The following is a 21,377-nucleotide window of genomic DNA, read 5'->3' on the forward strand; positions in this document are numbered from 1 at the left end:
TATCCCGATAGCTATCGGGAGTGGCTTTAAAAAAAATCTTTGCGTCTTTGCTCCCGATATTTATTGGGATTGCGAGAATATAATTATGCCTTCTTAATCAACGGAATCAATTTTGTTCCAATCAATTCAATGGCATTCATTAATTGTTTGTGTGTCAATCCTGCATTGTCCATCTGGAAAGTGAATCGATCCACCCCGCCAAGTGCTTCGCTATGACGCAAAATTTTCTCCGCCGCTCTTTCGGGACCTCCGACAATTAGAACACCTGAATCATCAATTAAACCGTCAAATTTGCCTTTGGTTACAGGAGGCCAACCTCTTTCATATCCTAATTTTGTCCATAATTCGGCGTAACCTGGATAATATTCTTCAATTGCTTTTTCTGTTGTCGTTCCAACATAACCAGGCGAATGTAAACCAACTTTTAATTCATTCGGTTTATAGCCTGCTGCTTTTCCTGCTTCACGATATAAATCGATTAAAGGTCTGAAACGATGTGTTTGTCCGCCAATAACTGCAACCATTAACGGAAGTCCCAACGAACCCGCTCTGATAAAAGATTCTGGAGTTCCGCCAACACCAAGCCAAATGGGTAATTTTTCTTGTAAAGCTCTTGGGTAAACTGGTAAGTTATTTAAAGCTGGACGGAATTTGCCTTCCCAAGAAACAAATTCATTATCTCTAATTTGAAGAAGAAGTTCGAGCTTTTCTTTAAAAAGAGCATCATAATCTCTCAAATCATATCCAAAAAGGGGATAAGCTTCAATGGCAGAACCGCGACCGACAACAATTTCAGTTCTTCCTTTCGAAATTAAATCTAAAGTGGCAAAACTCTGATAAACCCTAACAGGATCTGCTGCACTTAAAACGGTTACAGCACTTGAGAGTCGAATATTTTTTGTCCTTGCCGCCGCTGCACTCAAAATAACAGCCGTAGCAGAATCTAAAAACTCTTTTTTGTGATGTTCTCCAATTCCAAAAACATCAAGTCCAGCCTGATCTGCAAATTCGATTCTCTGCAAAAGCTGCTCCATAGCGTCAACGCTGCTCAGCGTGTTGTTGTCGCCATACATTGCCGAAGCAAAACTGTCTATTCCTATTTCCATAAGCTTAATTTTAAATTCCAATATTGAGAAATTCCAAATTCTAAATTTCAAAATCTAAAATCTGCAATCTAAAATCTACAATTATCTAGTGTGAGAAACCAAATGAAATACTGATAATAATAATCGCAATAACAATTAATGTAATGCCGACATATAAATAATCTTTTTCTAATAAAAACGAAAATAGCGAAAGCAAAACACGTAAAACTGGCGTAAGGAAAAGCAAAATAATACCAGTAAATATTAATGATTCACCATTTCCCTGAATTGCACCATTGTAAACAGCCGCAATCACTTCAAATATATTTCTATCATTTTCTTTAAAAACAGAATAATCTTCAATCTGATTTCCGTTGTGAATCAAATATACAATTCCGCCAATAAAAGCTACTGACAGTGAAATCCAAACTCCGTAACGAAGCAGATTTCCTATGATAGTTTGAAAATCTTTTTCTCCAAATTTTTCTTCCTGTACCATATTAGATTTTTCCATTTAGTCCGTTATAAATCATGTTTATTGCCAAAACAAAAATCAGGCAGGCAAAAAATATTCTCAATTTCTTCGGATTTGTTCGCACTAAGATTTTGGCTCCAGCCATAGCTCCAAACAAAACTCCAATTACAACAGGCATACAGATTCCTGGCTCGATATATCCTTTTTGAATATAAATTACAGAACTCGCCATCGCTGTAACACCCATCATGAAATTACTAGTTGTGGTTGAAACTTTAAACGGAACACGCATAATGTTATCCATTGCAATCACTTTAAAAGCACCGGAACCAATTCCGAGAAGACCAGACATCATTCCAGCAACGCCCATCATACTGAAACCGCCAAGCACGTTTTTAGTTCCGTATTTTATGACTTCACCATCGTGAGAAGGATAAGTTCCGTCCAATTTTAGTTTTTTAGCCAAAGGGCTAGATTCTAAAACAATGTGTTCTTCTTTTTTTCGTAACGAATTAATTGCAGAAAAAATCAGCGTTAAACCGAATAAAACTGCTATAAAAGAAGTAGGGGCAATTGTAGAAAGCAAGGCACCGCAAACTGCTCCGATAGTAGTGGCGATTTCAAGAAAAATTCCCATTCTCATGTTGGTAATTCCCTCTTTTACATAAGCTGCAGCAGAACCTGAAGAAGTGGCGATAACGGAAACCAAAGCGGCTCCAATGGCATAATGAATATCGACACCGAGAATAATAGTAAGAAGCGGAATAATAATGATACCGCCTCCTAAGCCTGATAATGAACCGATAAAACCTGCTAAAAAAGCACCCAGAATCATTATAAGCGTAAAGGTAAGTATTGTCATTTAGTGATGTGTTTTTGTATTTGCTAATTTACGAATACAAATTTGTTCATGAACTTAAATATACCTTAAAAATGTTTATAGTTGATAGTTTATAAGTTGATGGTTTGTAGTTTTTGGTTGGTTGTTTGTTTTAGTGTTTTTTGTTTTGACTGTTTTGAAGTTTATAGTTTTGTCAAAGCTATAGAGAGCCGTAACTATCAACAAAAAAACATCAACCAAAAACTATATCCTATTGTCAACAGCAAAAGCTGTTTTCCCGATATTGGCCAATAATAAAGCCGCCGCCGAACTTGTCCAAACCGAATAATCGAAAGGCGCTTTTACTGAAACCGAAACGGCCATTGCAAATCCGAAAAAGAACAATAAAAAAGCAGTTCCTAAAGCGGCAAGTCTGGTTTTAAAGCCAAACAATAATAGCAGACTTAAGATAACTTCAAAGAAAGTGGCGATCGCGCCTAAAATTTCGGCTGTTGCTTTGTTTGCATAAGGATTTAAGGTGTTGGTGTAAATTACAAAGTTCTCCCAATTTCCCCATGCGACTCCGTTTGAACCAGGTGCTCCCCAGATACCGAATCGATCAGCTACAGCTGAAAGCATTGTGATCGCTATTACTATTCTTAAAATTAAACCTGCCTCTAATATGGTGATATTTTTCATTCTGATTATTAATTTTATTGCAATTTCATTCTGCATATTTTATCTCAAAAAAGACAAAAATCGTCGAACTGTTTTTTTTAATAACGACAGAATCATCGTCAAATTGTTTAAAATAAACGACAAAATGCATAAAAAAGGGATAGTCTCAAAAAATAACTCTTGGGATTATATAGAAATTTGTAAAGATTATTTTATCAACAAAGCCCCAGCGGGGCAAAATATTTATAGAACTTCAAGATAACAAATGGCAAAAGCTCCAGAGGAGCGGCATATTTCTATAATATATTTCGCTCCTCTGGAGCTTTATATTGTAACCGTTTATTCTGTTCTATAAATATGCCGCTTCTCCGAAGCTAAAAAAAAAGAAGCTCTCCTTTTGAGAAAGCTTCTTTTTTTGTTTTGAAATTCTTATTTCAGTGTCGTTTTGATCACAATTGCTGCTTGTTGTATGGCAGTCTGAATAGCTGGTACATTAGCAATCGGATTTAAAAGTCCGTAATCGTGAATCAAACCGTTGTATCTAGTTAAGGTTACAGGAACTCCAGCTTCATTAAGCTTTCTGGCATAAGCTTCACCTTCGTCTCTTAAAACATCATTTTCAGCAGTTTGAACAAGAGCAGGAGGTAAGTCTTTTAATTCTGCTAAACTAGCTTGCAATGGAGAAGCGTATTTTTCTGTTCTTTTAGCAGTATCAGGTAAATAGTTGTCCCAGAACCATTTCATCATGTTTTTAGTTAAGAAACGTCCGTTGGCATATAAATTATAAGATTCAGTTTCAAAATTAGCATCCGTTACAGGCCATAATAAAACTTGTAATTTAATATGCGGTCCTTTTTTATCTTTAGCCATTAAAGTAATCGCAGCAGTCATATTTCCGCCTACACTGTTTCCAACAACAGCAAGGTTTTTACCATCTACACCAATTTCTTTTCCGTTTTCGGCTACCCATTGTGTTGCAGCGTAAATTTCGTTAATTGCCACAGGATATTTAGCTTCTGGAGAAGGTGTATAATCTGGGAAAACCGCAACGGCACCACTTTCTACAACCAAATCTCTTACTAATCGTCTGTGTGTTGGATAATCACCTAAAACCCATCCGCCGCCGTGAATAAAAATGAATACTGGCGCATTTGCTTTTGCTCCTTTAGGTTTAGTAATATGAATTTTTACTTTTAATCCGTTTTGAGAAATTACTTTTTCAGTTTCTTCGATACCAGAATAATCTACTTGAACCGATTTTTGAGCGCCTACTAGAACGTTTCTTGCATCTGTAACAGATAATTGTTCTAATGGTTTTCCGTCACCTGAATTTAATGCATTTAAAAAGCTGCGAACCTCTGTAAAAATTTCTGGGTCATTTTGTCCTTTATAAGCTCTTTCTTGTGCTGAAGCAACTGTATTTACGATTAATAATGTTGCAATAAATAAACTCTGTTGTAATACTTTAATAGTTTTCATATCTTTTATGTTTTAATCATTTATAATTTGATAGGACAAAGATATGGCGGTAATAAAGCTCTGAAAATGGATAAAAGTCTATTCTAATTGTACATTTTTCCCTTGAAGGTATTTTTTCTTGAAATTAGATGGAGTATCACCAACTTTATTGGTAAAAAGTCGGTTAAAATAGGCTGGATCTTCATATCCGAGCTGGTATGCAATCTCTTTTACGCTTAAAGAAGAATAACCCAAAAGCCTTTTTGCCTCCAGAATAATGCGGTCTTTTATAATATCGTTTGGCTGTGTCAGTTCTAAACGATTGAATTTATTAGAAAGTGTTTTAGGAGCAACGCCCAAAATATCGGCATAATCGGCAACGGTATGTTTGGTTCTGAAATGAATTTCGACCAATCGGCTGAAATCTCTAAAGAAATCCATTTCTTTAGAAGGCTCTTCATTCAAAATACCCAATTGCTGAATTTTCCAGATTCGCGTTGCTTTAATGATAAGCTGTTTCAAATACGTTCGAATCATTTCTTCCTGAGACGAATCGGGCGAAACAAACTCTTCCTGAATCTGATTGAAAATGCCTTCAATAAACAAAACCTCTTTATCGGGTAAAGTGGTCATTGGCATTTCGAATATATTGTTGAATAACAATCCGTCGCAGGCTACTTCGGCATCGTGAATCTGTACACAATAGAAATCACGATTGTAATACATAAAATAACCCTGCTTTTTCCCTTCCTTATTAATCTGCAAATATTGATTGCTGTTAATGAAAAACAGAGAAGGACTTTTGGTTTGATATTGTTTAAAATCAATAGTAACCTGATACTCTTCCGGAAGGTATAATACCTTAATATACGCTTTGTATTCGTCGCTGTTTATTTCTTCTACAGTTTCCTGATTCAGAATTAGAAATCCCAGTTTTTTATAATTTGATTCAAATACATTATTAAGGTTCATCGCGGTTTGTTTTGGATTTAAATTTAATGATTTTCTTTAGCGAAAGCAGTACTATTCATTACCAATTTGAAGATGTTCCAGTTTTTTGCCAACCAAAGTTTTTTCACCCACAATTTTAAATCCGAGTTTTAAATAAAGATTCTTCGCCAGCGGATTTTCTTCTTCTACCAATAAACCTAATGTCTGTTTTTTTTGATGCACATATTCGTTAATTAGAAAAACCAACAGTTTAGAACCAATTCCTTTTCCTTGATGATTTGGATTTACGCCTAATGAATCGATATAAAACTCCCCAGCACGCGTTTCAAACTCTGGATCAAATTCCGGATTATAATTTGCTCTGACATATTCCACAATCGGATTTCGTAAAGCTTCTATATCAGAACCATTGTAAATATTGACTGCGCCTATGATTTCGCCATTTTCCTCAGCCACAAAACAATTTTGATAGGAATATTGATTGTTTTCTCTTTCAACAAAATATTGCAGAAAGTCTTTCGCGGAAGCGTAATCTTTTTTAGCAATAAACTTATAGATGATATCTTCCATTGCTAATAATAATATAGGTGCAATATATTTTGAGTCTGATTTTTCGGCTTTTCTGATATTCATAGTGAATTGTTTTTAGCAAATTTAGTCTTTAAAATTATTTCACGCAGATTTTAAAGGATTTGAGCAGATCTTAGCAAATTTTAAATAAAAAATCTGCAGAATCAGCTATAATCTGTAACATCTGCGTGAAACAAAAAACACATTGTGCTTAATATATACAAATATACACTCAAAATATACCAATTAAGAGATTTCAACTCGCCTTATATTTGTAGTATAGTTTTAATTTAAACATTAAAAAAAATGAAAGCAATAGGATTTAAAACCTCATTACCTATAGAAAACCCAGAAAGTTTTATCGAATTTGAAGCTGTAAAACCAGTCCCTGGATCACACGATTTATTAGTTAAAATTGATGCGATTTCGGTCAATCCAGTCGATTTTAAAGTTCGCCAGAGTTCAGCAAAAGAAACCGTTTTGGATAACCCAAAAATCATTGGCTGGGATGCTGTAGGAATTGTGCAGGCTGTAGGAGAGAGCGTTACTTTGTTTGAAGTAGGAGATTCTGTCTATTACGCTGGAGATATTACCAAACAAGGAAGCAATGCCGAATATCAGATTATTGATGAAAGAATTGTAGGCAGAAAACCAAAATCATTATCTATTGAAGAATCTGCAGTAATTCCGTTAACGGCTTTAACCGCTTGGGAAATTTTATTTGACAGAATTAGAATTAGTGCTGACAAAGACAAAGGAAAATCCATTTTAATTATTGGTGGAGCTGGAGGAGTAGGTTCGATTGCGATTCAATTGGCTAAGAAAATTGCAGGTTTAACTGTTATTGCAACAGCGTCTCGTCCTGAAACGATTGAATGGTGCAAACAGCAAGGAGCAGATTTTGTGGTAGATCACAAAGACCTGATTTCTTCTGTTCATGAAGCTGGTTTTGAACATGTTGATTTTATTCTAGATTTTGTAGACACCAATGCTTATTGGGACACGATGGTTGAATTGATTAAACCGCAGGGACATATCGCTTCGATTACTGGAAGCGATGAGCCTGTAGTTTTGAATAAACTGAAAGGCAAAAGTGTTTCTTTTTCTTGGGAATTAATGTACACACGTTCGATGTATCAAACAGAAGATATGATTGAACAGCATAATATCTTAAATATCGTAGCAGATTTGTTGGACGACGGCATTCTGAAAACAACTTTAAACACAACTTTAAACGGACTTACAGCCGAAAATCTTAAAAAAGCACATGAACTTTTGGAATCTGGAAAGACAATCGGAAAGATTGCGATTAAGTTTTAATGCTTAAAATCGGCTTTGTGATAGCTTGGAATAGTTATTTGGAACTGTTTTAAATAATAGTGTTTTTAAATAAGAAATTTTTGTATTTTAGTCGGCTTACAAACCCAATTGAGTATAAATTTTTAACCTAAAACAAAATTATTTATGATTTCAAAAAACACAGACCTTGGATTATTACTGTTGCGTATCAGTACTGGCGGATTAATGCTTTTTCACGGTGTTTCTAAACTTATTCACGGAGTTTCGTTCCTTGTAGAAAGCTTGGGTACATTTGGATATGCGGTTTACATCGGAGAAGTTTTGGCGCCAATTGCCATTTTATTAGGATTCAGAACTAGAATTGCAGCAGTTCTTTTGGCAATAACTTGTGTGGTGGCAGTTGCAACAATGCATAGTCAGGAAATTTTCTCAATTAGTGAGCATGGTGGATATGCTTTAGAATTATTAATGCTGTATTTTTTAGGCGCTCTTGCATTGTTCTTTACTGGAGCAGGTAAATTTGCCGTTTCTAAAAATAGTCAATGGGATTAATCTGCAGGCAATTATATAAATTAAAGAAAGCTCTAAATTTCGATTTAGGGCTTTTTTTCTTTAAAAGTGTATAATAATGCTATTTTTGTGCTCAAATTATTCCAATAAGTTACCAAAATAGCAATGAAATCTTTATCAGCACTTCTCTTTTTTATTCTCTCTTTTTCGATTAATGCACAATCTCTAAATGGTATCGTAACTGATTCTGATGGAAAAGCATCTTCAGAAGTTTTAATTCGAAATCTAAATTCAAAAACACACGCTCATACCGATGCAAATGGAAAATTTACCTTAGAAGGAACGCAGATAAATGATAGTCTGGTTATTACCAAAAAAGGATTTTCAACTCAAAAAATTAAACTTGCCTCTTTGGATTTTCTCTCCATTCAATTGGAAGAAAAACCATTTTTGTTGGAAGAAGTTAAAATCAGCAATAATTTAAAATATTTAAACACCATTTCTAAAATTGATTTTGAAATTCAGCCTATTTCAAATTCTCAGGATTTACTGCGAAAAGTTCCAGGACTTTTTATCGGTCAGCATGCGGGCGGAGGAAAAGCAGAGCAAATCTTCTTAAGAGGTTTTGACTGTGATCACGGAACCGATATTAATATCACTGTTGACGGAATGCCTGTAAACATGGTTTCGCACGCACACGGACAAGGCTATTCTGATCTGCATTTTGTAATTCCAGAAACAGTTGATAATATCGATTTTGATAAAGGTGCTTATTTTGCAGATAAAGGCGATTTTACAACTGCGGGATATGTTGGTTTTAATACCAAAAATGCTTTGCAAAACAGCTCTATTTCTTTTGAAGGCGGACAATTTGATACCTTCCGTACGGTTGCGATGTTTAATCTATTGAATAAAGAAAACCAATCGGCTTATTTCGCTGGAGAATACATGATGACCGATGGTTATTTTGATGCTCCTCAGAATTTTAACCGAATTAATTTATTTGGAAAATACAACGCTAAAATGGAAAACGGAGATCGTTTGGCTATTTCGGTTTCGCATTTTAAAAGTCAATGGGACGCCAGCGGACAAATTCCAGACCGTGCGGTAAACGACGGAACAATTTCGCATTTCGGAGCAATCGATCCGAATGAAGGAGGAAATACAGATAGAACCAATTTTAATCTGCAATACGATGCCAAAATTGATGACAATACACGCATTAAAAGTAGCGCATATTTAAGTAAATACGATTTTGAACTGTATTCTAATTTTACATTTTTCTTGAATGATCCTGTAAACGGCGATCAGATTAAACAGAAAGAAAATAGAACGATTGTAGGTTTCCAGTCTGAATACGATCAAAAACTGAATGAAAAATGGCGTTTTAAACTAGGTGCAGGACTTCGAAATGATAATAATAAAGATGTAGAGTTGTCTCATACTTTAAACAGAAAAACAGTTTTAGATTATTTGAGTTTAGGAAATGTCAACCAAACCAATCTTTTTGCCTATTCAAGTCTTGATTTTACAGCAGGAAAATGGTTGATAAACGGAGGATTGCGTTTGGATTATTTCAAATTTGGATACGAAGATCAGTTGGCAGCAACTTATAGTAATCAGACGCAAACAAAAGCAATTGTAAGCCCGAAACTAAACTTTTTGTATACTCAAAATGACAAATTAAACTATTTCTTGAAGTTAGGAAAAGGATTTCACAGTAATGATACCCGTGTAGTTGTGGCGCAAAAAGGAGAAAAAATTCTTCCAGAAACGTACGGAGCAGATTTAGGTTTAAACTGGAAACCATTTCCAAGAATGATTATTAATTCAGCAATTTGGTACTTGTATTTGGCGCAGGAATTTGTTTATGTGGGTGACGAAGCTGTAGTTGAGCCAAGCGGAAAAACAGAACGTAAAGGTTTTGATTTTGGAATTAGATATCAATTGACCAATTGGTTGTTCTGGAATGCAGATTATACGTATACGCATGCAAGAGCAATAGACGAACCAAAAGGAAACGATTATTTGCCGCTTGCTCCAAAGAATACTTTAATGAGCGGACTTTCGGTAAAGGATTTAAAAGGTTTTTCAGGAAGTATAAGAACTCGTTTCTTAGGCGACAGACCAGCAAACGAAGACAATTCGGTTGTCGCAAAAGGATATTGCATCACCGATTTTTCTGTGAATTATCAGATTAAGAAAGTTTCGATTGGCGTAAACATCGATAATATTTTCAATACAAAATGGAAAGAAACACAATTTTTAACCGAATCAAGATTGGCAAATGAAACAGATCCTGTAGAAGAAATTCATTTTACGGCAGGAACACCGTTTAATGCGCGTTTGATCTTGAAATACACGTGGTAGAAATTGATTAATGCGGCAATTAGAAAATGTGCCAATTAGATAATGAGAGTAATTATCTAATTGGCACATTTTCTATTTAATGGTTGGTTTTAAATTGAATCGAATTGAGTCGAATTGAATTGAATTGAATTGAATTCAATCGATCCCTTCATTTTTAATAGGTGCTATCATTCCGTAGGAATGTTTCGTCGGTAGAAAAAAAAAATGGTGTCCAGCCCAATTCACGTTCCGTAGGAACGTTTGATAGGTTAGATATAAAAAACGATGAAACCAAACAAACGTTCCTACGGAACGTAAAACGACTTAAAAAACATATTTTTTCTACCGATGAGATGTTCCTACGGAACATTTTTAAAATCTGCAATCGAGTAAAACAACATTTTCACCGAGCAGATTGTGTGTTCTACCGATTACAATTTTAATTGATATACTCTAGATATACTTTTGATTTAAATTAAAACCTTAAAAATCAAAATTATGTCACTATTTACGCCTCTTCTTTGGATTTTGTTAATCGCTCCGATTATTGTTATTGCACATTTCAAAACTGAAAAATCTAATTTGAAATATTTAGGATTTTTCATTTTATATTTCCTTGCAGATGTGTTTTTGCAGGCTTCAGGAAAACAATTAATCGACTTGGATTTAAAATTTAATTGGGCTGGAAAAATCTTGAGTCTAATTTTAGGATTGATTATAATCTTTTCGGTTTCAAAAGAAGAAAGAATCAAAATCGGATTTACTTCTAAAACCAATTCGCCAGCAAGCTTGAAATTCGGATTATTGGTTTTCTTCGGATTTACGGTATTTGATATTATATTCAAACTGATTTTATTTCCAAAAGGCAATCCTTTCGATTTAGAAACTTTCCTTTTTCAAGCCTCAATGCCCGGATTAACAGAAGAAATCCTTTTTAGAGGAATCTCTTTATGGCTTTTAGACAAAGCTTTTGCGCCAACATGGAATTATCGCGGAATCAAATTTGGTTGGGCATTTGTTATTGTAACAGTTTTGTTTGGAGTTTCTCACGGTGCGGTTTTAGATCAGGATTTACATTTGAAATTTGATGTAATTACAATGTTATACTTAACATTAATTTCTTCTTTGAGCGTTGGTATTCTAAGACAGTTTTCGGGAAATCTTATTTATTCTATTCTGGGGCATAACACGATTAATTTGATCAATGCGGTTATTAGAATTTTATAAAAAAGGAATTCAATATCTAATTAATTTTGAAACACATAGAAACATAGATTTTTTTATTTCGAAAAAGAAGAGAGAAAGAAACTAGTTTCTCACACATAGATGTAAACCTTTGTATATATCTTCAGAAATGGCTATGTGTATTAAAACAAAGTGAAACGTCTTTAAGCGCAAAGAAAATCTATGCTTCTATGTGTTAATTATATTTTCCCACTCATGGAAAAAAATAAATTATATTTGAAACTGCTTTACAACAGTATTACATGCCAAATACCACATCGACTTCGGGATATTTTTTAGATAAAATCGCTTCGCTGAATTTTGACGGCTTTTTCACCAAAAGAAATCGAATTTTACTGCATGTTTTCATGTGGTTAGGTTTTTCTGTTTTGCTTTTTTTGAGTTATGTAATTGGCTATAAATTGGTCTATTTTGATGCTGTTTTACTAACCATAAGAATGGCATTGGTCAATATGATTGTGTTTTATATGCTGTTTTATTTACTATTGCCAAAGATATTCTCAGGAAGCAAAACCCGAATTATAATATTGGTGCTATTGGTTTTTCCAATTTCAATATTTGTTTGGATGGCGGCAACGTATTTTATTTCGCTTTTGTATTATGCTTTAGGTCTTGAAGTTACTTTTGGAGAACTGAAAGGCGTTATTAAAATGAGCGCAGAACAACGTTTTTTTGAAGCAGTTTCGCCAAAAAAAATGCTTTCGCAGACTATAATTATCATTTCGTTGCTTTCGCCTTTTTGCTTTGCAAAGATTTTGGTCGAAATCACGAAATTGTATAATAAGAAATTTCAAGTTGAAAGAGAGAAAACAGCTTTAGAAATTCAGAATATTCAAATTGAAAAGGACTTTTTAAAAGCGCAATTGAATCCGCATTTTTTATTTAACACCTTAAATAATCTGTACGGATTAACGGTTAGAAAAGATAATCTGGCTCCAGAAATCATCTTGAATCTTTCAGATATTATGAGTTATACGCTCTACGAATCGAATACCGAAATTGTCCGTTTGGAAAAAGAATTGGATTTTATCAAAAATTATATCGCTTTAGAAAAGATGCGTTATGCAGATGAAACGGATATTCAAGTTGCTATTGAAGGACAAACCGCAGGACTTTTTGTTGCACCGCTTCTGACATTTACTTTCATAGAAAATGCTTTTAAATATGGTTTAAAAAGTAAAAATGCCTTTATAAAACTCGACATTAAGATTGAAAACAATACTTTTTGGTTTAGTTTAGAGAACGATTTGGAAGATACGCCAAACGATTCTGATTTTGGCGGAATAGGAGTGGAGAATGCCCGTAAACGCTTAGAATTGCTGTATCCCAATCAATATGAATTAGAAATTAAAAGACTTGAAAACTTGTTTGAAGTCGATTTAAAAATAGTTTTAAGAAAATAATGGAAAAACTAAAATGCATTGTTGTTGACGATGAGCCAATTGCAAGAGATATTATCGAATCTTTTATTGCCGAAATTCCGTTTTTGGAACTAAAAGACTCTTTTGCAGAAGCTTCTAAAGCATTATTGTTTCTGCAGGAAAATGAAGTTGATATTGTTTTTAGCGATATCGAAATGCCTAAATTTAATGGTTTAGAATTGGTGCAATCGCTTACCAATGCTCCAGTTATTATTTTTATAACGGCGCACCGCAATTTTGCTTTGGAAGGTTTTGAAACCGGAGCTGCCGATTATCTCTTAAAACCCGTTCGTTTTGACCGTTTCCTGAAAGCGGTAAATCGCGCCAAAGAATATCTTTCGCTAAAGAAAACAACTTCAGTTCATCAAATCAATTCTGATCGCATTTTTATCAAATCGGAAGGGAAGCTGATTAAGATTCTTTTAAGTGAAATTTTGTATGTGGAAGCGCAAGACGATTATCTGAAATTCGTTATCAACGGCGGATCATATACAACTTTAGGAACTTTAAAGTCAATGGAAGAAGTTTTGAAACTCCCAATATTCTTTCGCGTGCAGCGTTCTTTTATTCTAAATCTCGAAGCTGTGAGAAGCCTCAACGGAAATGTTGTAGAATTGATTGATGGAAAAACCATTTCTGCAGCTTTGAATAAAAAAGAGGAATTGTATCAGTTGCTTGGGATTAAGTAGTTTTTTAGCGCAGACTTTACAAAGTTTTTTAGCCACGAATTCACGAATTATTTTTGATAATCTTTGAGAATAAAAAATCGTGAATTTGTGACGATTATTTAAACAAATAGCTTTGCCGATTTTGTGTTTTTTTAAGCATGTAATTGGGATTAAAAAGGTTTTTAGCGCAGAGTTCGCAGAGGATTTACGCAGAGAAACGCAAAGTTTTTAGTCGATGCATTTTATTTTAAAGGCCACAGAGCGATAGCAAAACATTCCAATTTTCAAACATAGCCCGCGGTTTCAACCGCGTGGACGTCCAGAAATGCGTTGTGTAATTTACGTTGTGTTCCCGCGGTTGAAACCGCAGGCTATGTTTTATAAAACAGATAAATAAAACCTTACGGATAAATTGTATGAATTTCTCATAAAGCCATAAAGAGAAAAAAAACTTTGCGTCTCTGCGACTTTGCGAGAGTTATTTAAGCTACTTAAAAAAAATTATCTATTCGCATTGATATATTCCGACGGCGACATATTAAAATGTTTCTGGAAATTACGTCCAAAACTCGTTTGCGATTTATAACCTACCATTTCTGCGATTTCGTACATTTTGTAGTTTTCATTTAGTAACAATTCTGCGGCTCTTTTGAGACGTACAATATTGATTAATTCGTTCGGACTCAAATTCGTAATGTCTTTAATTTTTCGGTATAAAGTCGAACGGCTCATATTCATAATTTCAGCAAGCGATTCTACGCTTAAATCTTGATCGGTAATGTTTTTAAGGATTTCGTCGTCCAGTTTTTTCAGGAACTTTTCGTCGGTTTTATTGTGAGCAATGCTTTTAATGTGCGAAAGGGGAGAACTAGCATAATAATTCATAATCTGTCTGCGGTTTTCAATCAAGTTATTGGCTTGTACTTTCAGATAATCCATCGAAAAAGGTTTTGCTACATAAGCGTCTGCACCCACTTCAAGTCCGTCGATTTGTGATTTTAGCGAGTTTTTTGCTGTCAATAAAATAACAGGAATATGACTTGTTTCAAGATTGGTTTTGATCTTTTTGCACATCGTAAATCCGTCCATAACAGGCATCGTAACATCTGAAATGACCAGCTGAATGTTTTCATTATGAATGATTTTAATGGCTTCTTCTCCATTTTGGGCTTTTAAAACAGTGTAAGTTCCTGCCAATTCGGTTGTAATAAAACTCAAAAGGTCTTCATTGTCTTCCACAACCAAAACTTGAGCTTTTTCGTTTTTGATTTCAATTGGTTCTTTTGGCGTTTCGCTTTCTGTTTGTTCTTTTTCAGAATCGGCATAAAGCATAAATTCTTCTTCTTGATGTAGCGGAACGGTCAATTCGAAAATATTGAATTGAGAATCTTCAATCAATTCTAAGCTTCCGTTATGCAATTGCGCTAGAGAATGCGCCAACGAAAGTCCAATTCCTGTTCCTGAAGCGGTACTACTATCATCAACTCTAAAAAACGGTTCGAAAATTTTATTCTTTAAATGGATTGGAATCACATTTCCGTCATTTTTTACAATCAAATGCAATTTCTTTTCATCTCTAAATAAAGATATGGAAACCTTTTTATTCGAATATTTAATAGCATTATTGATCAAATTGCTAAGAATCTTTTTGAAAGCCTCTTTGTCTACAAAAGCATGAATGTCTTTTTCTCCTAATTCCAAATCAAACTCCAATTCACGTTCTTCAATTAATTGGCTGAACCTCAAATGGAAATTTCGAACCATCGAAGAAATATTCGCTTCGACGAAAGTCAATTTCAAACCGCCAATTTCAGATTTTCTAAAATCAAGCAATTCATTTACGAGTTTTAATAAGCGCGAAGTATTTTTCTTCATAATCGAAAGATGCTGAGGCACTTCTTCCGATTCGTATTTCATGCCTAAAAGCTTTTCCAGCGGACCTTTAATCAAAGTCAAAGGCGTTCTAATTTCGTGCGCGACATTCGTAAAAAAATCAATTTTCGCCTGATAGATTTCTTTTTCTTTTTCGTCGTTTAGATGTTTTATTTTACGGTTATTTTTAATCTGAGTCAGATTTTGAGAATAACGGATAATGTAGTATAATCCAGCGCAGAACAATATAAAATACAAGATATAGGCATAATTGCTGGCATAAAACGGAGGCAGAATGGTAATTTTTAGTTTTACTTCTTTGCTCCAAACACCAAAACTGTTCAAAGATTTTACTTTAAAAACATAATCGCCAGGCGCCAATTCGGTAAAGAAAACTTTGTTGTTTCTTCCTAAATAAACCCAGTCATTGTTTACGTTTTCTAGTTGAAACCAATATTCGGTCAATTCTGGCGCCGTATAGTTTAAAGAAGCAAATTCAAGATTGAAAGTTGACTGATTGTTGTTGAGTTCAAGTTCGTCCAAAAACGAAATAGATTGCGAAATAGGAGAGTCGGGGCTGTTTACCTCGATATCCCTATTATTAATTTGAAGATTGGTAATGTAAATAAAAGGCGTGTATTTGTTTTTGCTGAAATGCTTCGGATTAAAACTGATCATTCCGTTTAGGTTTCCAAAATACATATCGCCGTTTGCATCTTTAAAAGCCGAATTGTAATTGAACTGATCGCTCAACAATCCGTTTGCGGTCGTGAAAATCTTGATGGTTTTATGATCTGGACCAAATTTTACCAAACCTTTGGAAGTCGTCAGCCACAGATTTTTAGAATCGTCTTCCAAAATAGAATAGAAAACATTGCTCGGCATTCCGTTTTTGGTTGTGAATTTGGTAAAAGTATGATTTTGTCTGTTTACGAGATTCAGTCCATTTTCGGTTGCAATCCATAAGTTTTTTGAAGAATCTTCAAAAATGGCGTTGATCGTATTATTGCTAATTCCTTTCGGATTTTTATAATCATACGAAAAAACCTCTTTTTTCTTCGTTTTCGGATTATAAAACAACAATCCATCGCGATAACTTCCCGCCCAAAGATTGCCGTCGCTGTCTTCTTTCATATTCGTATAATGATACGTTTCTGGGAAGAATTTCAAGATTTCAAAATTATCGGCTTGTTCATTATAGCGATAAAGTCCCGATGTTGTTACCACAATCAGGTCTCCGTTTTTCATTTCATAAAAAGAAAAAATAAAATTGCTATGCAGTCCGCTTCGACCATCGTTTGCACTATAATGTTTGAGAATTGCGCCTGAATTTCGGTCTAAAACATCCAAACCATGCTCAAAAGTTCCGACCCAGATTTTATCTTTTCGAGGCATTAATGCATGAATATTATAATACGAAACATTATAAGAAGTAAACTTTTGCGTTTTCGGGTTAAAACGATTTACGCCCGCATCTTCTGTTCCGATCCATAAATCGCCATGATCGTCTTTATGAATTTCTCGAACTGCGCTTCCGCTAATGGAGTTTTGATTGTTTTGAGGAAAATACTTTTTAAACTGCGTGTATTGTTTCTGGTGGTAATTGACACCGCCAAAATACGTTCCGATCCAGATTCCGTTTTCTTTGTCAATTGTAATTGAATAAGCGGCATTGTCTGAAATCGCATACGGATCGTTGTAGTTTTTCTTAAGATTTACAGCCGTTTTAGTTTTTAGATTATAGACATAAACGCCCGATTCGCTTGCAATCCAAAGTTCATCATTTCCTTTTTTTCTGAATTGACGCACAAAAACAGGCTCTTTAATGCCGAATTTTAGTTCTGTAGTAGTTTTATCTTTCCTATTATATAAGAGTACACCGTGATCTTGTGTTCCAATTACAATATTCTGCTGGTCTACGGCATAAATAACGGTGATTCTAAAATTGGCTTTATTTGCTGGAGGATTTAACGGAATATTTTCAAAAGAAAGGTTTTCTTCAGAGTAATGATAGATTTTATTGAGAGAAGAAGCCCAAATTTCGCCTTTATAATCTTTCGTAATCGAGGTTGTAACAAAATATTTGTTCGGATTAAAAGTGGTTGTTTCTTTCTTTTTTGGTGCATACTTATACAAAATGTTGCCAGAAACAAACCAAATGTTGTCTTTTTGGTCGTGATTGATGTCGTTGATGCGATCATTTATAGCTTCGTTCAAAATCGTAAAACGATCCAGTTTTTTATCATAATGGTACAAACCTTTATCTGTTCCTACCCAAATAGTGCCATTATGTTCGTGTAAAGATTGAATATAATTGCTACCTAAACTATGAATAGGATCTCCGCTGCTTCTATAGGTTTTAAAACGATAGCCGTCAAAACGATTCAAACCATCTTTGGTTCCAAACCACATAAAGCCGTCATTATCTTGTATTGAGGTCAAAACCGTGTTGTTTGAAAGTCCTTCTTCTACCTGATAATGTTTAAAATAATAGTCTTGCGCATTCGAAAAATTTATCGAAAAAAAGCTGAAATATAAAAAAAGAAAGAATTTACGCATAGTTGTATTTTTTAGGCTAAAATCTAGATTTCTGCAAATCGTCTCAATATTCTACAAAATGTTGCAGCTGAATGAAAATGGACTGTTTTTAATACAATTTGAATCATTTGAGAGAGATATTGACACAAATGAAGCATTTTATTTTGAATAAAAAGCGCCTAATTTGAATTTTCAAATAAATGATATTGATAAAATTTTAAGGTTAAAAATACACTATCGATAAAATAAAGTTTGAAAAAACCAACCATTAATAATTTTGAAACAAAATGAACAATTTATTACAACTAAAGAATATTAGTTCTTTTTTTGTCCGTATACCAGACGGCTAAAAAAGCGCCATATTTCATTAAACCAAACCACAAAAAGAAATAAAACTATCTAAAATGCAAAAATCAATGAAAACAAAGTTCACTCACTTTTTAACGAAGAGATATTACCTCTTAGTTTTCTTTAGTTTATTACTGCAGTCCGCTTTTGCCCAGCAAATAAATGTTACGGGAAAAGTGACTACCGCAGACGGACAAGCGGTTCCTTTTGCGAATGTTTTGATAAAAGGAACACAGAATGGTGCTGTTACCGATTTTGACGGAAGCTTTAAAATTTCAGCCAGCGGAAATCAGACTCTAGTTTTTAGTTCGCAAGGCTATAAAACAGTAGAGATTGCCATCAATAACAAAACTTCTATAAACGTTACAATGGCAGAAGATGCCATGAAACTCGATGAGATAGTGGTTGTAGGTTACGGATCGCAGCAGAAAAAAGACCTTACTGGAGCTGTTGCATTAGTTAAACCAGACGAAATTCAGAAAAGACAGGTAACTACAGTTGCAGACGGACTTCAAGGCTTGGTTACGGGAGTTAAAGTTCGCGGTGGCGGACGCCCAGGACAAGAAGCCAATGTTGAAATTCGTGGACTTAAAAACCTTCAAAACACCAATCCATTATACGTAATTGACGGTTTGGTAACTTCTGCAAACAGAGACTTTAACCCAAATGATATCGAATCGATTCAGGTTTTAAAAGATGCTTCTGCAGCAGCAATCTACGGTTCTAGAGCGGCAAATGGTGTAATCATTATTACGACTAAAAAAGGTAAAAAAGGTCCACTTCAGGTTGAAGTATCAGCCAAAAGCAGTTTTACAACAATGCCTCGCTACGATTTAATGGGAACCGAAGAGTTTGCCAAATACAACAATATGGCATACGACAATGCTGGACTTCCGAGACAAAACTTGAATATGGCTGTAAATACAGATTGGCAAGACGCTACTTTTCAAACGGGAATGATTCAGGATTACAACGCGAGTTTTTCTGGCGGAAACGAGAATTCGAGTTTCTTTATGTCTGGAAATTATTTTGGAAATGAAGGAACGGTTGTAGGAACCGATTTCGACAGAATTTCATTCAGGGTAAACTCTAGCGGTACAAAAGGAATTTTCAGCATTGGAGAAAACTTGGCAATAAGTAATTCTAAAACAGATGAAATGTCAGGTAACCCAATTATTGATGTTTACAGAATGACACCAACGATTCCGCTTTATGATGCTTCTAATCCGGGCGGATACGGTTATGGAAAACAAGGTGTTGCCGATACTTTTGGTACAAACCCTTTGGCAATTGCTGATTTTGCGAATACTATCAATGAAAATTTTAGAATTAGAGGAAACATTTGGTCAGAATTAAAATTTGTGCCATGGCTGAAATACCGTTTCAATTTCGGATATGAAACCAGTTTTGATTCGTATAAATTCATGAGAAAAAAAGGAAGTTGGACTTTAAACCAACCGCAAGATCCTTCTCAAACAGATCAAAACAAAGGAAGATCGGAGACTTTATTATTTGAAAATACTTTGACTTTCAAAAAAGAATTTGGCAAACACGATATTACGCTTTTAGTAGGTCAGACGTATCAAAAAGACAATTACAATCAGATTTACGGAACAAAAAGAAATCTTCCTATGAATTCTGGAACTGGGCAATATTATGAGGTTTTAAATCAAGGAGATTCGCCAGTTGTTGGAGGTTTTATTAACGAAGCGGCTTTAACGTCATATTTAGGAAGGTTAGAATACAATTATGATAATCGCTATTTGTTTAATGCTGTTTTAAGACGTGACGGATCTTCAAAATTCAGCGATGCCAACAAGTGGGGCAATTTCCCATCTCTTTCTGCAGGTTGGAGAATCAGCAATGAATCTTTCTTTAAATCAGAGTTCATTAAAGACTTAAAACTAAGAGCTAGTTATGGTGAATTAGGTTCTGGAAACATCGGAAATTACGAATACAAAAGCTTCGTAAATAATTTTGGACAGATTGTATTAGGAAAAGACCAGACATTATATCCTTCTGCTGCTCAAGTAAAATTGTCAAATGCAGAATTGCGTTGGGAAAAATTAAAACAAACCAACATAGGAGTAGATTTAGGAGTTCTAAACAACGATTTGCGTTTTACAGCCGATTATTTCATCGCTCGTACCGAAGATGTATTATTTGGTTTCCCAATTCTATTAACTACAGGAAACGATGGCGGAAACCCAATTTCTAATGCTGCTACGGTAGAAAATAAAGGTTTTGAGTTGGAATTGGCTTACAGCAAAAAAATTAACGATTTCTCGTTTAATGCTTCTGTAAACTTTACTAAAATAAACAATAAGCTGGTTTCTTTAGGTAACGGACAAAATGAAAATTACTCTGGAAATACCGTTACAAGAGCTGGTATGCCAGTGGGAATGTGGTATGTCTTGCAGACAGATGGTTTGTTTCAAAATCAGCAGGAAATTGACAATTACAAAAATGCAAACGGAAAAGTGATTATGCCAAATGCTGTTCCTGGAGATATTCGTTTTAAAGACAATAATGGAGACGGACAAATTACAAACGAAGACAAAGCCGTTGTAGGAAGTCCGTGGCCAGAATTTGAAATGGGTTTCAATGCAGGTGCTGAATACAAAGGTTTTGATTTTTCGATGAACTGGATCGCTTCAAACGGAGCAATGGTTTATGACGGATTTAGAAGCGTTGTAGATCGTTTTGATGACAATAGCAACTACAGAAAAGGCATTCAGCCTTGGACACCAGAAAATCCAAACACTGATTTTCCTCGAGTTACAAAAGGATCAACTTTAAATTCAAGAGGAGATACCGACCGTTTCTTAGAGAGCGGCAATTTCATCAGATTGAAATACATCGGATTCGGATATAGTTTTCCGCAAAATGTGTTACAAGGTTCCGGCATTTCAAGAGCAAGATTGACCTTATCGGCGCAGAATATTATTACGATTACTAAATACCAAGGATTAGATCCGGAGTTTACAAACAATAATATTTTTGAAAGAGGTGTAGATAATGGTGCATTCCCAAACCTTAGAACTTATTCTTTAGGTGTAGAGTTTAGCTTTTAATTAAAAAAAACAGCGT

At 34.6% G+C, this 21,377-nt stretch carries 15 protein-coding genes; 7 read left to right on the plus strand and 8 right to left on the minus strand.

Annotated elements, in window-relative coordinates:
- Window positions 1–83: 83 nt before the first annotated feature.
- The 7 genes from ACNRYB_RS13980 to ACNRYB_RS14010 all read right to left on the minus strand — a co-directional run bounded on the left by ACNRYB_RS13980 (window position 84) and on the right by ACNRYB_RS14010 (window position 6,100).
- Entirely contained in the window at window positions 84–1,106 is a 1,023-nt protein-coding gene (locus ACNRYB_RS13980; RefSeq protein ID WP_343706077.1) for an LLM class flavin-dependent oxidoreductase, read from the minus strand.
- 85 nt (window positions 1,107–1,191) lie between these two features.
- Window positions 1,192–1,599 carry a DUF1634 domain-containing protein gene (locus ACNRYB_RS13985; protein ID WP_250347090.1) on the minus strand — a complete coding sequence of 136 codons (408 nt, stop codon included), beginning with the start codon at window positions 1,597–1,599 and terminating at the stop codon, window positions 1,192–1,194.
- Window positions 1,586–2,422, minus strand: a complete 837-nt coding sequence (locus ACNRYB_RS13990; protein ID WP_129746830.1) for a sulfite exporter TauE/SafE family protein — start codon at window positions 2,420–2,422, stop codon at window positions 1,586–1,588. Before ACNRYB_RS13990 ends, ACNRYB_RS13985 begins: the two co-directional genes overlap by 14 nt.
- A gap of 222 nt (window positions 2,423–2,644) precedes the next feature.
- A complete protein-coding gene (locus ACNRYB_RS13995; RefSeq protein WP_473727608.1) occupies window positions 2,645–3,079 on the minus strand; it encodes a DoxX family membrane protein in 435 nt (144 codons plus the stop codon).
- Window positions 3,080–3,487: 408 nt separating this feature from the next.
- A complete protein-coding gene (locus ACNRYB_RS14000; RefSeq protein WP_473727609.1) occupies window positions 3,488–4,537 on the minus strand; it encodes an alpha/beta hydrolase in 1,050 nt (349 codons plus the stop codon).
- A 78-nt stretch (window positions 4,538–4,615) separates the two neighbouring features.
- The gene (locus ACNRYB_RS14005; RefSeq protein ID WP_473727610.1) at window positions 4,616–5,488 is read right to left on the minus strand and encodes a helix-turn-helix domain-containing protein; all 873 of its coding nucleotides are present in this window, start codon (window positions 5,486–5,488) and stop codon (window positions 4,616–4,618) included.
- Window positions 5,489–5,539: 51 nt separating this feature from the next.
- Window positions 5,540–6,100 carry a GNAT family N-acetyltransferase gene (locus ACNRYB_RS14010; protein ID WP_473727611.1) on the minus strand — a complete coding sequence of 187 codons (561 nt, stop codon included), beginning with the start codon at window positions 6,098–6,100 and terminating at the stop codon, window positions 5,540–5,542.
- 243 nt (window positions 6,101–6,343) lie between these two features.
- Between ACNRYB_RS14010 and ACNRYB_RS14015 the strand changes: the two genes are divergently transcribed.
- From ACNRYB_RS14015 to ACNRYB_RS14040, 6 genes are all read left to right on the plus strand, one after another.
- Window positions 6,344–7,357 carry a zinc-binding alcohol dehydrogenase family protein gene (locus ACNRYB_RS14015; RefSeq protein ID WP_473727612.1) on the plus strand — a complete coding sequence of 338 codons (1,014 nt, stop codon included), beginning with the start codon at window positions 6,344–6,346 and terminating at the stop codon, window positions 7,355–7,357.
- A gap of 144 nt (window positions 7,358–7,501) precedes the next feature.
- Window positions 7,502–7,888, plus strand: a complete 387-nt coding sequence (locus tag ACNRYB_RS14020; protein WP_129746826.1) for a DoxX family protein — start codon at window positions 7,502–7,504, stop codon at window positions 7,886–7,888.
- Window positions 7,889–8,011: 123 nt separating this feature from the next.
- Window positions 8,012–10,216 carry a TonB-dependent receptor gene (locus tag ACNRYB_RS14025; RefSeq protein WP_473727613.1) on the plus strand — a complete coding sequence of 735 codons (2,205 nt, stop codon included), beginning with the start codon at window positions 8,012–8,014 and terminating at the stop codon, window positions 10,214–10,216.
- 477 nt (window positions 10,217–10,693) lie between these two features.
- Entirely contained in the window at window positions 10,694–11,422 is a 729-nt protein-coding gene (locus ACNRYB_RS14030; protein ID WP_129746823.1) for a CPBP family intramembrane glutamic endopeptidase, read from the plus strand.
- A gap of 260 nt (window positions 11,423–11,682) precedes the next feature.
- Window positions 11,683–12,843, plus strand: a complete 1,161-nt coding sequence (locus ACNRYB_RS14035) for a sensor histidine kinase (RefSeq protein ID WP_473727614.1) — start codon at window positions 11,683–11,685, stop codon at window positions 12,841–12,843.
- Window positions 12,843–13,550: a LytR/AlgR family response regulator transcription factor gene (locus tag ACNRYB_RS14040; RefSeq protein WP_473727615.1), complete on the plus strand. Its 708-nt coding sequence runs from the start codon at window positions 12,843–12,845 to the stop codon at window positions 13,548–13,550. Before ACNRYB_RS14035 ends, ACNRYB_RS14040 begins: the two co-directional genes overlap by 1 nt.
- A 480-nt stretch (window positions 13,551–14,030) precedes the next feature.
- On the opposite strand, the gene ACNRYB_RS14045 is transcribed toward ACNRYB_RS14040, so the two are convergent.
- On the minus strand, window positions 14,031–17,960 hold the full coding sequence (locus ACNRYB_RS14045) for a hybrid sensor histidine kinase/response regulator transcription factor (RefSeq protein WP_473727616.1): 3,930 nt from the start codon (window positions 17,958–17,960) through the stop codon (window positions 14,031–14,033).
- 395 nt (window positions 17,961–18,355) lie between these two features.
- On the opposite strand from ACNRYB_RS14045, the gene ACNRYB_RS14050 reads away from it, so the two are divergent.
- The gene (locus ACNRYB_RS14050) at window positions 18,356–21,361 is read left to right on the plus strand and encodes a SusC/RagA family TonB-linked outer membrane protein (RefSeq protein ID WP_473727617.1); all 3,006 of its coding nucleotides are present in this window, start codon (window positions 18,356–18,358) and stop codon (window positions 21,359–21,361) included.
- Window positions 21,362–21,377 lie beyond the last annotated feature (16 nt).

This window comes from Flavobacterium sp. CR10 (genome assembly GCF_055814415.1).